Annotated in this window: 13 protein-coding genes; 12 read left to right on the top strand and 1 reads right to left on the bottom strand. The window is 71.9% G+C overall.

What is annotated here, in order from left to right; genetic code table 11:
* Window positions 1-56: 56 nt before the first annotated feature.
* Window positions 57-1,241: a sensor histidine kinase gene (locus ACH4SL_RS33175; RefSeq protein ID WP_398452800.1), complete on the bottom strand. Its 1,185-nt coding sequence runs from the start codon at window positions 1,239-1,241 to the stop codon at window positions 57-59.
* An 823-nt stretch (window positions 1,242-2,064) separates the two neighbouring features.
* Between ACH4SL_RS33175 and ACH4SL_RS33170 the strand changes: the two genes are divergently transcribed.
* From ACH4SL_RS33170 to ACH4SL_RS33115, 12 genes are all read left to right on the top strand, one after another.
* Window positions 2,065-2,577, top strand: a complete 513-nt coding sequence (locus ACH4SL_RS33170) for a MarR family transcriptional regulator (protein ID WP_398452798.1) — start codon at window positions 2,065-2,067, stop codon at window positions 2,575-2,577.
* Between the two features lie 409 nt (window positions 2,578-2,986).
* The gene (locus ACH4SL_RS33165) at window positions 2,987-3,304 is read left to right on the top strand and encodes a hypothetical protein (RefSeq protein ID WP_398452795.1); all 318 of its coding nucleotides are present in this window, start codon (window positions 2,987-2,989) and stop codon (window positions 3,302-3,304) included.
* Window positions 3,305-3,309: 5 nt separating this feature from the next.
* Window positions 3,310-4,962, top strand: coding sequence for an FAD-dependent monooxygenase (locus ACH4SL_RS33160; RefSeq protein ID WP_398452791.1), 1,653 nt, complete (start codon window positions 3,310-3,312; stop codon window positions 4,960-4,962).
* 15 nt (window positions 4,963-4,977) lie between these two features.
* Window positions 4,978-6,672 carry an NAD(P)/FAD-dependent oxidoreductase gene (locus tag ACH4SL_RS33155; RefSeq protein ID WP_398452789.1) on the top strand — a complete coding sequence of 565 codons (1,695 nt, stop codon included), beginning with the start codon at window positions 4,978-4,980 and terminating at the stop codon, window positions 6,670-6,672.
* A 2-nt stretch (window positions 6,673-6,674) separates the two neighbouring features.
* A complete protein-coding gene (locus ACH4SL_RS33150) occupies window positions 6,675-7,253 on the top strand; it encodes a flavin reductase family protein (protein WP_398452787.1) in 579 nt (192 codons plus the stop codon).
* Window positions 7,254-7,364: 111 nt separating this feature from the next.
* On the top strand, window positions 7,365-7,802 hold the full coding sequence (locus ACH4SL_RS33145) for a nitroreductase family deazaflavin-dependent oxidoreductase (RefSeq protein WP_398452784.1): 438 nt from the start codon (window positions 7,365-7,367) through the stop codon (window positions 7,800-7,802).
* A gap of 1 nt (window position 7,803) precedes the next feature.
* A complete protein-coding gene (locus tag ACH4SL_RS33140; protein WP_031518317.1) occupies window positions 7,804-8,217 on the top strand; it encodes a VOC family protein in 414 nt (137 codons plus the stop codon).
* A gap of 193 nt (window positions 8,218-8,410) precedes the next feature.
* Complete coding sequence (locus ACH4SL_RS33135) at window positions 8,411-9,061, top strand: hemerythrin domain-containing protein (RefSeq protein WP_398452780.1); 651 nt, start codon at window positions 8,411-8,413, stop codon at window positions 9,059-9,061.
* A 31-nt stretch (window positions 9,062-9,092) separates the two neighbouring features.
* Entirely contained in the window at window positions 9,093-10,568 is a 1,476-nt protein-coding gene (locus ACH4SL_RS33130; protein ID WP_398452777.1) for an MFS transporter, read from the top strand.
* A 43-nt stretch (window positions 10,569-10,611) separates the two neighbouring features.
* A complete protein-coding gene (locus ACH4SL_RS33125) occupies window positions 10,612-11,598 on the top strand; it encodes a hypothetical protein (protein ID WP_398452775.1) in 987 nt (328 codons plus the stop codon).
* Window positions 11,599-11,636: 38 nt separating this feature from the next.
* Window positions 11,637-12,548, top strand: coding sequence for a MarR family winged helix-turn-helix transcriptional regulator (locus tag ACH4SL_RS33120; RefSeq protein WP_398452773.1), 912 nt, complete (start codon window positions 11,637-11,639; stop codon window positions 12,546-12,548).
* 143 nt (window positions 12,549-12,691) lie between these two features.
* Window positions 12,692-13,075 carry a hypothetical protein gene (locus tag ACH4SL_RS33115; RefSeq protein ID WP_398452771.1) on the top strand — a complete coding sequence of 128 codons (384 nt, stop codon included), beginning with the start codon at window positions 12,692-12,694 and terminating at the stop codon, window positions 13,073-13,075.
* Window positions 13,076-13,105: the final 30 nt, after the last annotated feature.

Here is a 13,105-nt window from a genome sequence, read left to right as displayed (position 1 = left end):
CCGGTGTCCAGCCGTGCAGTGGTCAGGTTCTGCGGCCTTTACAGCGGTCGTGGCGTTTACGCGGAGCGCCGGTGCCCGACGCTGTTCCGCAGGACGGATACGACGAGATGGAAACGGCCGTCCTCCGCGATTCTGGTCGTGACGGTGCCGCCCACGGAGGACACCCTGCGTTCGATGCTCTCCAGCCCCGTACCGCGCCGCGCGGGGACGAGGGTGGGCAGCCGCAGCCCGTCGTTGACCAGTTCCAGCCGGACGGTGCGGCCGTTGTCGACGGCCGAGATCTCGCATGCGCGGACATCCCCGTGGCGCAGCATGTTGGTGACTCCCTCGCGCAGCGCGCTGGCCAGGACGGTGTCCTGGGCCTGGGGCAGCGGCCCGCACTCGTTGGACACGGTCGTCTTGATGTCGGCCGCGGTGAGCAGCGCCTGGGCGGCGGTGGTCTCCTCCGCGAGCGACAGGTCGCGGTAGCCCTGCGCGATGGTGCGGACGTCGGTGATCGCCTGGCGGGTGATGTCCAGGACGGAGTCGATCTCGGTGAGCGCGCGGTCGGGATGGCGGGTGACGAGGCGACCGGCGAGTTCGCATTTGAGGGCGATCGCGGAAAGGCTGTAGCCGAGCAGGTCGTGGAGGTCCGAGGCGATGCGCAGCCGCTCCTCGGTGACGGCCTTGCGGGCGGCCTCGCGCTGCGTGGTGCCGCCCTGGCCGCGGGCGGCCAGATGCGCCAGGCGGGCCAGCGCGTAGACGGCGAGGCCGGTCAGGACGGTGGTGGCGGTGTGGGCCGCGGTGGTCGGCCACGGCGTGCGGGCGTACAGGCCGCCGGTGAGCACCAGCGCGGCCGGCAGGGCCGACATCGCCCAGGCGGCCGGGCCGGAGAAGAGCAGCAGACAGGATCCGGCCAGGAACCCGGCGTCGGGGTTCCAGGCGTGGCCGGAGACGGCAACCGGAATCAGGACGCACAGCCCCTGGGCGCTCAGGGACAGGAGCTTGCGGACCCGGCCCCAGTGGGCGGCGCGGGGCGAGGAGTGCAGGTGCTGGGTGGCGAAGACGCCCGCGGCGGAGAGGGCGGCGGCGGCCACCTGGGCGCCGGTGGACTGCCCGGCACACACGGTGACCAGGAAGATGAGCAGCCAGCAGGCGAGCACCGTGGACGTGATCGCGCGGACCTGGCAGGCCGGGGCGTCCGCCGGGGATGAGCCGGGGCCGGGTGACGGGCCGCCGTCACGGTCTGCGGCGAAGAGCATCACAACCTCCGGGAGCGGTGGGTACAGGCGCGGATGCGGAACGGCTCGTGACCGGGCTTGTCGCTGTTCTTCCGGCAGGTCCGGCAGGTCTGCCGGGAGGGGACGGGGGAGCCCCGGACCCTGTTGTCCGGGTGGGGCGCAAAGCTGCCAGCGGGTCGCCGGTGAGGCGCGGAGCAGACGGCGGATCGCCGGGTGGGGCGCGGAGCTGCCGGCGGGGACGCCGGTGGGGCACGGAGACGGCGGCGGGGACGCCGGTGGCGCACGAGCGGGCGGTGCCGCGTCGCCCGTCCCCCCGCGGTGGCGCGGCGGGCCGGGTGCGGACGATCTGCTCGCCCGCTGTCGCGGCCTTCCGGGACGACGGTCTCTCCACGTTTGATTGTCCGCAGTATGCGTGAGGCTCCCGCCCTACGGTAGTCGGGTTCTCGCATACGGACAGCTATTCGAGGCCTTCCGCGGCGTGTCGCGGAACGCCCCGGAAGGTGACGTGGCAGGTCAGCCCGCGCGATTCCGGATGCCTCGCGCACCGGAGCGCGGAGCGGGCGAATCCCGCCCGGCCCGCGGCGATTTCCCCCCACCGTCCCCACCAATCCCAACACTCGCACCAGCCCCGCGCGGCGCCGGTGCGGCCCGGTGCCGGCGCCGCCTCCGTCGCCGGGGCCGGAACCGCAGGTCCGGCTTCTCCGGATTGCGGTGGCGGTGGGATAGGTGGTGCGGCGGTGGGCGGGAGGAGTGTGCATGGGCGGGTTTCCTGGAAGAACCCAGTTGTCGATACACGAATCCGGTACGGTCCCCGCGGCCCGCCGGGCCTTACCAGGGAGCAGCCATGACCACTGGTCCGATTCTCGACCCGCGAGTCCTCGGCCGTGCCGAGACGGCCCACCGGGCGCTGATGGAAGCCGTCCTGGGGGAGGCCGGGGCGTCGCACCACCAGTGGATCGCGCTCAACATCAGCACGCTAGGCCAGGCCGAACTCGACCGGGACCGGCTGGTGGCGCGGCTGTCCATCGCGACCAAGACCGACCGCCACGCGGCCGGCGCCGTGGTGGCCGAGATGCTCGCGGCCGGGCTGCTGGTGGCGCTGCCGGGGGCGAGCTGCCCGGTGCGGGCGACCGCCGAGGGGCTGGCGCTGCAGCGCCGGATCCGGGAGGTGTTCGACGAGGCGATAGACCGGCTCTACCTGGGAATTCCCGCGGAGGACCTGAGCGTCACGAGCCGCACCCTGGTGGAGGTGACCGCCCGGATCGACGCCGAGCTCATGGAGCGCCCGGCCGCCCCGCGGTCGTACCGGCGCTTCCCGCGGGGCGGCCGGCCCGTCCCGCCGGGGGGCCCGTCATGAGGGCCGCCGCGGCGCCCGCGGTGCGGGCCGGGCCCCGAACGGCAGGGTGCCGGGCGGGGATTGACGCCGCGTTCCGGCGCGTGTCACGATTCCGGCGGCGCCAGATCTGTGTCCTGACCCCGGATCGGCCCACTCCTCCCGAACACTCCCGACCGGCCGTGCGGCCGGTGTGACGGCGTGTCCGAGCACTGCCGCGGCGCTCCTCGCGCCGCTTTTTTCATGCCCTGGCGCAGGGGGAGTTGACATGGTTCGTCCGGCTATGTCACGCTACTTCCGGCGGTCGAGCTGTGCCCGGAAACAGACCGGGCAGCTCCCGCCGATTCCCTCACTGCCCAGCCCGTCGCCCCGGCCCTTTTCCTCCGGCCGGGGCGCGGGCATTTCGTGTTCCCGCTGCCGAAAGGAATCCGCCGTGAGTTCCATTGCCGGAACCTGGGACGTGACCGTGAAATCGCCGGTGGGTGATCTGGCGGTCGTCTACATCTTCACCGACTCGGCGGGCACGGTGGCCGGTACGGCCTCCAGCGAGGCCGAGACGGTGCCGCTGGCGAATGTCGTCAGCAAGGACACCGCGGAAGGCCGGCGGCTCACCTGGAAGCAGTCGGTCACCAAACCCGCGAAGCTCAACCTCGAATTCGACGTCACCTTCACCGGAGACACCCTCTCCGGGCATTCGAAGGTCAGCCGGCTGCTGCCGAAGATCGGCGTGACCGGATCGCGGCGCGCCTGAGCGGCATGGACGTGACGAGTGTGGACACGGACGTCGTCGTGGTCGGCGCCGGCCCGGTCGGCCTGATGCTCGCGTGCGAGCTGCGGCTGGGCGGGGCCCGGGTGACCGTCCTGGAGCGCCTCGCGGCGCCGACGACCGAATCGCGCGCGTCGACCCTGCACGCGCGGACGATGGAGTTCTTCGACCAGCGCGGCCTGCTGGAGCAGCTGGGCTCGCCGCCCATCCAGCGCTCGGGCCACTTCGGCGGCATCCCGCTGGACTTCAGCACGCTGCCGACCCGCTTCCCGGGGCAGTACAAGGTGCTCCAGGCGCAGGTCGAACAGATCCTGGCCCGGCGCGCCACCGAGCTGGGCGCCGACATCCGCCGCGAGCACGAGGTGTGCGCGCTGGAGGACGTCCCCGGCACCACCGGCCGCGACGCCATCGGCCCGGACGCCCCCGGCGCCGGGGCGGTGCGGGTCCACGCCCGGACCCCCGCCGGCCAGGTGCGGGTGACGGGCCGCTACGTCGTCGGCTGCGACGGCGAGGACAGCACCGTCCGGGTGCTGTCCGGTATCGACTTCCCCGGCACCGCCGGCACCCACGAGCTGCTGCGCGCGGACGTGGCGGGTGTCGACATCGCGGAGCGGCGGTTCGAGCGGCTGCCCGACGGGCTCGCGATCTCCTCGCGGCTGCCGAACGGCGCCACGCGGGTGATGGTCTCGGTCTTCGGCGCCCCGGTCGGACCGCGGCCGGGGCCGCCGGAGTTCGACGAGATCTGCGCGGTGTGGGAGAAGGTCACCGGCGAGAGCCTGCGGCACGGCACACCGGTGTGGCGCAACGCCTTCGACGACACCAGCCGGCTCGCCCGGCGGCTGCGCGCGGGACGGGTACTGCTGGCCGGCGACGCCGCGCACGTCCAGATGCCCTCGGGCGGCCAGGCGATCAACCTCGGCCTCCAGGACGCGGCCAACCTCGGCTGGAAGCTCGCCGCGGTCGCGACCGGCACGGCCCCGCGGTCGCTGCTGGACACCTACCACGACGAGCGGCACGAGGTCGCCCGGCGCGTCCTGGGCAACATCCGGGCGCAGGGCCTGCTGCTGCTGGGCGGCCCGGAGGTCGACGCCACCCGCACCGTACTGCGCGAGCTGATCGGCCACCAGGAGGTCAACGACCGCCTGGCGGCCATGATCGCCGGTGTCGACATCCGCTACCCCGTCCCCGACGACCCCGCGCCACCCCCCGAATCCCGCCACCGTCCCGACGGCGCCTCCCCGTACCGTCCGGACGGCGACGGCGGCGGCGACGGTGGCGGCGGCTCCCGCCCGGCGGGGGCCGCCGTCCCGCACGCGGCCCTGACCGTGGACGGCGCGGTGACGAGCACGACCGCCCTGCTGCGGCGCGGCCGCGGGGTGCTGCTCGACCTGGCCGCATGCGCCGGCCGGCACGACTGGCTGTCCGGCCGGACGGCCCCGTTCGCGCAGCGGGTGGACCTGGTGGCGGCCACGGCGCCGCCCGGCGGTCCGCTGGACGGGCCGGAGACGCTGCTCCTCCGCCCGGACGGCTACGTGGCCTGGGCCGGTGACCGCTACAGCGATCCCGGGCCCGCGGTCGCCCGCTGGTTCGGCGCCGCATCCCCCGCGGTGGCCGGTGCCATCCCCGTACGAACCCAAGTCTGACGATGGGAGAATCTCATGGCGACCAAAGCCCCGCCGCCGGCTGCCTCAGGAGCGGACCTCAGCAAGGCGCAGCACTGTGACGTGTTCGTGCTGGGTTCCGGCCTGGCCGGCTCGACGATCGCCACGGTCCTCGCCGCGCAGGGCGCCAAGGTGGTGCTCGTCGACGCGGCCCAGCACCCCCGGATGGCGATCGGCGAGTCCCAGACCCCGCAGCTGGCCGAGTGGCTGCACATCCTGGCCGAGCGCTACGGGGTGCCCGAGCTGGCGTCCCTGGCCAAGGTGGGCGTCACCAACAAGGTGGTCGGCCCGACCCACGGGGTGAAGGTCCACTTCGGGTTCGTCCGCCACGAGGCGGGCAAGGAGCCGAACCCGGCGGAGTCCACGCAGTTCGCGATCCCGCGGCTGCTGGCGCAGAACAGCCACATGTTCCGCCAGGACACCGACTCGTGGATGTTCCACGTCGCGGTCAAGTACGGCGTGCAGGTCCGCCAGATGTGGCGGGCCGCCGACATGGACTTCGACGACGACGGCGTCACGATCAGCGGCACCAACGGCGACGTCTACCGCGCCCGCTACCTGGTCGACGCCAGCGGTTTCCGCTCGCTGCTGGCCGAGAAGTTCGACCTGCGCGAGAAGCCGGCCCGCTTCAAGCACCACTCGCGGTCGCTGTTCAACCACTTCATCGGGATCAAGCCGTTCGACGACGTCGTCGACTTCCCCGCGGAGCACCGCCCGCCCATCAAGTGGCACAAGGGCACCATGCACCACATGATCGACCGCGGCTGGCTGTGGATCATCCCGTTCAACAACTACCGCAAGTCCAAGAACCCGCTCGTGAGCGTCGGCCTCCAGCTGGACGAGCGGGTCTACCCCAAGCCGAAGGACCTGACCCCGCAGCAGGAGTTCGACGCCTTCCTGAACAAGTACCCGGCGATCAAGCGGCAGTTCGACGGCGCCCGCCCGGTCCGCGAGTGGGTCTCCACCGACCGGCTGCAGTATTCGTCGCGCAAGTCGGTCGGCCCGCGCTGGTGCCTGATGTCGCACGCGGCCGGCTTCATCGACCCGCTGTTCTCCCGCGGCCTGTCCAACACCATGGAGGTCGTGGACGCGCTGGCCTCCCGGGTCCTGGCGGCGCTCAAGGACAACGACTTCTCCGAGGAGCGCTTCTCCTACGTCGAGCAGCTGGAAGCCGGTCTGCTCGACTTCAACGACGAGCTGGTCAACAGCGCGGTGATCTCGTTCTCGCACTTCCGGCTGTGGAACGCGGTCTTCCGGGTGTGGGGCTGCTTCATCACCCCCGGTGTCATGCGCCTGACCGGTGCCCGGCTGCGCTACGTCGTCGACAACGACGACTCGCACTTCACGTCGCTGGAGAAGACCGAGAACCCCGGCCTGTGGTGGCCGGAGAGCAAGACCTTCCAGCGCATCCTGGAGGTCACCGCGGAGACCTGCGAGAAGTTCGAGGTCGGCGAGCTGACCGGGGACCAGGCCGCGGACATCATCCTGAAGGTCGTCCAGGACAGCCCGGAGGTCAACCCGACCTTCGGCTGGAAGGACCCTGCGACCCGCTTCGTGGCGCCCAGCACCTGGGACCTGGCCAAGTTCGTGCGGTGGGGCCTGATGTCGGCCGGACCCGACATGCGCAAGCTGACCCGCTTCGTGGTCTCCGGCGGGCTCAAGGCCGGGCCGCGCGCGCGAAAGCTGATGTAGCGGTGCCGGCGGCGGACACCGCACGCCCCGGCGGGCACCTCGACCCGCCCGGGCCCACGCACCAGGTCTTCCCGGTCGACGGCCGGTCCCTGCGGACGGTGAGCGGGCTGTTCGTCACCGGTGTCACCGTCATCTCCACCGGGGACGGCGAGCAGGGCGACGGCACCACCGTGAACTCCTTCACCTCCGTCTCCCTGGATCCCCCGCTGATCCTGTTCTGCATCCACCGCGACTCCCGGCTGCGCGACGAACTGGCGCGCACCGGGCGCTTCGCGGTCAACCTGCTGGCCCGACGGCACGAGCAGCTGGCGACGACCTTCGCCGGCCGGCAGGTGCCGGCCAGCGAGCGGGTGTTCTCCGGCCGCAGCCGGCGGGGCGTGCCGGTGCTCAGCGAGTCGCTGGCCTACATGGACTGCGACATCCGGGCGGAGCACCCCGGCGGCGACCACGTCATCGTGCTGGGCGAGGTGGCCGAACTGGGGGTGCACCGCCAGCGGCAGGAACCGCTGACGTTCTTCGAGGGGTCCTTCGGGCGCCTGGAGGAGGAGCTGCGAGCAGCGTACGCACGGTGGGACGGCTGAGCCAAGGGGACGCGCGCCGGCTGGCGGGAAAGCGCCGCCCGGACCACCCCCGGTGGGACCGTTGGGCTCCCGCCACTGTCACCCACACCCCTGCCTCCGGGAGGAGCACCCATGACACTCGGCCGCGGATGGGCGCGTTTCAACAAGTCCGTGGGCAACCGCATCGCGGGCCCGCTCTTCGGGCGGATGCCGGGCTTCGGCCTGGTCCTGCACCGCGGGCGCAAGTCCGGACGGGAGTACCGCACCCCGGTGAAGGTCTTCCGCCACCAGGGCACTTACGTCATCACCCTGCCGTACGGCCCGCAGACCGACTGGGTCCGCAACGTACGCGCGGCCGGCGGCTGCGACCTGCTGGTACGCCGCCGCCGGCTGCACATGGCCGACCCCGTGGTGGTCACCGACGACAAGTCGGTGCGCATCCGCTGGGGCCTGCGGCTGGCGCTCTCGGCGCTGCGGGTCACCGAGTTCCTCGTCCTGGTCCCCACGACCGAACCCGTGACATCTCCGACGAAAGACGCACGACCGACCTCACAAGCGAAGGGAAACTGACATGCCCGCTCTCGGCGGAATACACCACGTGAAGTTCGCGGTCAGCGACATCCAGCGGTCCATCGACTGGTACGGCCGGGTCTTCGGCTTCACCACCACGATGGAGTTCAAGGACGACGAGGGCATCGTGCGCGGCTCGGTGGGCAAGCTCACCGGCCTCGACAACACGCTGCTGGCCTTCCGCGAGAACGCGGAGCTGTCCGAGTCGCTGTCCGGGTTCGACCCGGTCAGCTTCGCGGTCCAGGGCAAGGCCGAGGTCCAGTCCTGGGTCGACCACCTCAACGCCGAGGGGGTCGAGAACTCCGGCCTGCGCATCGCGGCCATCGGCTACATCGTCTTCTTCCACGACCCGGACGGCATCAAGCTGCACGTCTACTCCTTCGACACCCCGGCCCCCGACGAGATCGAGGCCTGACCCGCCTGCGGCGCCGCCGGCCGCGGCACCACCGTGCCGCGGCCGGCGGCGGGCCCGCCCCGCGTCACCCGGCGGCCACCTGTTATGCACCTTGACGGTTACCTGGGTGTGCGGTTAGGCAAATCATTAGTTGTTGGGGTTGATGGTTGTCGGTGTTTCCCGTAGTGTGGACACCGGAGAGAGGAGCTGTCCCATGAGCGGCGAGTACAAGCTCGACATGACGATGATGCTGACCATCCACGACGCCTTCCGCCGTGAGCTGGACCGCATCGCCAAGGTGGCCGACGGCGTCAGCGACGACCCCCGGACCGTGATGCGGACCGCGCTGGGCTGGAAGCTGTTCAAGACCTATCTGCACATCCACCACACCTCCGAGGACGACACGGTGTGGGGCCTGATGGAGGAGCGGCTGGCCGACGCCCCCGACCTCGCGCTGCTGCACGCGATGGAGGCCGAGCACGCCGCCATCGACCCGCTGCTGGCGAGCATCGACGAGGCGCTGGCCGACCCCGAGAAGGGTGCGGAGCGGCTCGGCGGCCTGGTCGGCGACCTCAACAGCAGCCTGCGCGGGCACCTCAAGCACGAGGAGGCCGAGGGCCTGTCCCTGGTCGACTCCACGCTGACGCAGGAGGAGTGGAGCCGCTTCGCGGCCGTCCACCTCAAGAAGGTCGGCGAGGACATCGGCACGTACATGCCCTGGCTGCTGGACGACGCCGCCGCGGACTGGGTCGAGACCGTGCTGGGCCGGCTGCCGGGCTGGGGCCGCGTCAAGTACGAGGGCGAGTGGAAGGCCGCGTACGACCAGCTCTCTCTCTGGACGCCGGCAGCCGGCACCGCCGGCTGATCTTCGAGCTCATCCCGGGAGGACCCCCGACATGTCACAGTACGAAGGAGCCACGGCCGATCCGCCGGTGGACGCCCCCGCGCCGGCCCCGGAGGCGGGTGCCCGGCTCGGCGTCGCCACCATGGTCATCGCCCTGGCGCGGTTCATGGTCGTGCTCGACGGCACGATCATGATCGTTGCTCTCCCGAGCATCCAGAAGGCGCTGAAGATCTCCCCGGGAAACCTGAACTGGGTGATCAACGGGTACTCGCTGACGTTCGGCGGTCTGCTGCTGGTCGCCGGGCGGGTGGGCGACGTCTACGGCCGCAAGAAGGTCTTCACCACCGGACTGGTGCTGTTCGGCGCGGCCTCGCTGGCCGGCGGCCTGGCACCCAACGGCGGCTCGCTGATCGCCTTCCGCCTCGTCCAGGGCGTCGGGGCCGCGGTCGCGACCCCCGGCGCGCTGTCGCTGCTGGTCGCGACCTTCCCCGAGGGCAAACCGCGCACCAAGGCCCTGGGGATCTACGGCGGGGTGACCGGCCTGGCGTCGGTCATGGGCCTGGTCCTGGGCGGCGTGCTGACCACGTACGCCAGCTGGCGCTGGGTCCTGCTGGTGAACGTCCCCGTCGTGGTCGCCATCATCCTCGGCGTCAACGCGCTCAACGAGGGCGAGCCCGCCCGGCGGACCAGGATCGACATCCCCGGGGCGATCACCGCGACCCTCGGCGCCGGCTCGCTGGTCTTCGGCGTCAACCGGGTCAGCGACCACAGCTGGAGCGACGGCACGGTCATCGCCTGCCTGATCGCCGCGGGCGTCCTGCTGGCCGCCTTCGCCTTCATCCAGCGCACCGCCGCCGAGCCGATGATCCCGCGCGAGGTGCTCAGCGACGGCGGCCGTACCGGAGCGAACGTCGTCACCCTGCTGATGTCGACGGGCAGCTTCGCCACCTACTACTTCCTGACCCTCTTCATGCAGCAGGTGCTGGGCTACTCCGCGCTGCGGACCGGCCTGATGTACCTGCCGCTCGCGGTGGGCTTCGGTATCGCCGCCGGCGGTGTCGGACCGGTGCTGATGGCGCGCGCCCCGGAGCGGATCGCGCTGTCCCTGGCGCTGGCGATCGCCGCCGCGGGCTCCGGCTGGTTCACCTTCCTGACCAAGGACTCCAACGTCTGGGCCATGGTGATGCCGGCGTCGCTGATCACCGGTATCGGCCTGGGCGCCACCACGGTCGTCGCCACCACGATCGGCGTCCGCGGCATCGACAGCTCCGAGGCCGGCATCGGCTCGTCGCTGCTGACGGCCAGCAGCCAGATCGGCGGCGCCCTCGGCCTCGCCGGGCTGGCCACGGTCGCGGCGACCACCACCCGGCACGCCGCGGCGGGCACGGCCCTGCCGGACGCGCTGGTCAACGGCTACACCGCGGGCTTCAAGGTCGCCGTCGCCCTCTACGTGGTCGGCATCCTGGTCGCCCTGGTCACCGTCAAGCCGTTCAAGGGCGGCGGGGAGGCATCGGCACAGAAGGCCTGAGCGCGCGAAGAACTCGGCGGCACCATCGGCACTGGGAGCGGACATGACCGGACTGACGTACACCGACGCCATGAGCGGGGCGCTCGACCGGCTCCGGAGCATCGGCTACGAGCACGGCACGATGCTCGTCAACCACGCGCCGATGGCCGCCGAGGCCATGGCCACCCTGGGCTACGCCGACGACGTCGCGACCTGGGTCGAGGACAACCTCGCCCACCGCCGCTACAAGGACCTGCCCACCCCCCGCTTCCCGCTGTCCGCGCTGGACGAGAGCGACTGGCGGCCCGCCCTCGGCGACTTCGACCGGGTCACCGACTGGTGGGAGCTGTTCGACCGCGAGCTGGCCGACAAGCCCTGGCAGGAGGTGCTGAACCTCTGGTGGCCGCGGCTGGTCTCGGGTATGTCCGGCGTCATGACGCACGGGGTGATCCGCACCGCCCACGCGGTGCGGGCCATCGCGCAGGCGAGCGACGCCGACAACGCCCTCTACCGCAAGGAACTCGCCCACGGCCTGGGCTACTGGGCGGCCCGCTACTCGCTCAGCGACGCCCAGGCCATCGACGCCGAGCTGCGGGGGGCCACCCCCGCGGCCCGGCCCGAGGGCGCCGCCTTCACCGCCCTGGACGAACTGGTCGCGGACGCCTGCGGCCACTACGCGACCGTGCAGACCGGCCACCCCGTACCGCTGATCCACGCGATCACCGGCCCGGCGGCCGTCCGCCTGGTCCTGCCGCACCTGCCCGCCGAACAGCAGTGGACCTCCTTCCTGGCGGCCCGCCACTGCAGCGACGGTATCCGCGGCTACTACAGCTCCTCCCGCGGCCCCGCCACCGCCCCCGCCGCGGCGGTGCCGCGGGAGGACCAGCTCATCGCCGAAGCCGTCGAACTCGGCGACGAGCACGCGATCAAACTCGCCGAGGTCGCCGTACGCCACCAGGCGCTGCTGCCCGACGACCGGTACGCTGCCGCGGCCAACGCGGCGACGACACGACTGCGGAAGTTCCTCACCTCGCACTCGTTCTATGATTGATCACGCAGCCCGGACCGGCCGGAAGGAGGCGCACGCTCATGGCGGAGCCGCACGGCCACGGGCGAGGGTCCGCCGAGCTGGTCGGCGCGAAACTGGCCCCGGAGCTCACGCGCTACCTGCCCTATCTGATGCGCCGGGCGTTCGCCCATGTCGCGGCCGGCGCCGACCGGAGCACCCAGGCGCGTGACTACGCGGTCCTTGCGGCCCTGGCCGCCGGGCACGGCACCTCCCAGCAGGCACTCGCCGAGCGGCTGGAGATCAACCGGACGATCATGGTCAAGCTGATCGACCGGCTGCAGGGCGCCGGGTACGTCACCCGCACCCGCAACCCCGACAACCGCCGCTCCTACCTGCTCGCGCTCACCGACGCCGGCCGCGGCGAGCTGGCCCGTATGCAGCCCGCGGTCCTGGAGCGCGACCGGACGCTGACGGCGAACCTGACCGACGCCGAGCGGGTACGGCTCAACGAGCTGCTGCGCACCGTGCTCGGCGAGCCGCCCGGCACCCCCAGCGGCCTGAGCACCGAGTATCTGATCACCCAGGTCTTCTACCTGCTGCGGCGGCGCGGCGACGCCCTGGTGGCGGACGAGGGCCTGCGGGTGCGCGACTTCGGCGCGCTGTCCGCGATCGGCAAGCTCGGGCCGTGCCCGCAGCAGCAGTTCGCGCGCTATCTCGCGCTCACCGAGCCCGCCGCGGCCCTGATCGTCGACGAGCTGGTCGAGAAGGGCCTGGTCACCCGGGGTCAGGACCCCGACGACCGGCGCCGCTACGCCCTGGAGCTGACCGGCCTCGGCCGGGAGCGGCTGGCGTATCTGGCCGACGCGGTCGAGCGCATGCAGGCGGAGATCGTCCGGACCATCGGCGGCGAGCAGGCCGAGACCGAGCTGCACACGCTGATCCACAAGATGCTCGCCGCACCTGTGGCCGCCGGAGCCGACCGGACGGGCTGACCACCCGGTCCCCACCCCTTTCGCACCTTTTCCCGACCTTTTCCTGACCCTTTTCACGCAGGCGGTTCGCCCCCTTTCCCGGGGGCGGGCCGCCTTTGTGCTGCCCACGCCCACCCACGACAGCTGCAGAAAGTAGGGAAGTCATGTCCCAAGTCGTCGACGCGCCGGTCGGCCTGTGGGCCGGCACGGTCTTCTACGGCACGACGGTCGAGGAGTTCACCGTCAACCTGGAGAGCGACGGGTCCGCCCAGCTCAAGACCGCGGAGACCGGCGGTGAGGGCACCTGGCAGCGGACCGGTGAGGACACCTTCGTCTTCACCATCACCGAACGCCTCGACGAGGGCGACTCGGGTGTCTCCGGTGACACCGAGGTCACCGGCATCGACCACCTGATCATCAACATCGACGCGAAGCTCTTCGACACCGCCTTCCTGGGCACCGGCACCGCCGAGGTCTTCGACGCCGCCGGGAACGTGATCTTCTCCATCGCCGCCGAGACCCGGGCGCAGCTCTCACCGGCCACGTGACGACTTCGACGAGCCCGACAAGAGAGGTAC

Origin of the sequence: Streptomyces sp. NPDC021020, from assembly GCF_044333285.1 — a bacterium.
In the GTDB taxonomy this organism is placed as follows: Bacteria; Actinomycetota; Actinomycetes; order Streptomycetales; family Streptomycetaceae; genus Actinacidiphila.
Note: the sequence above shows the minus strand (reverse complement) of the source record. Positions and strands in the feature narration are given on the sequence as shown.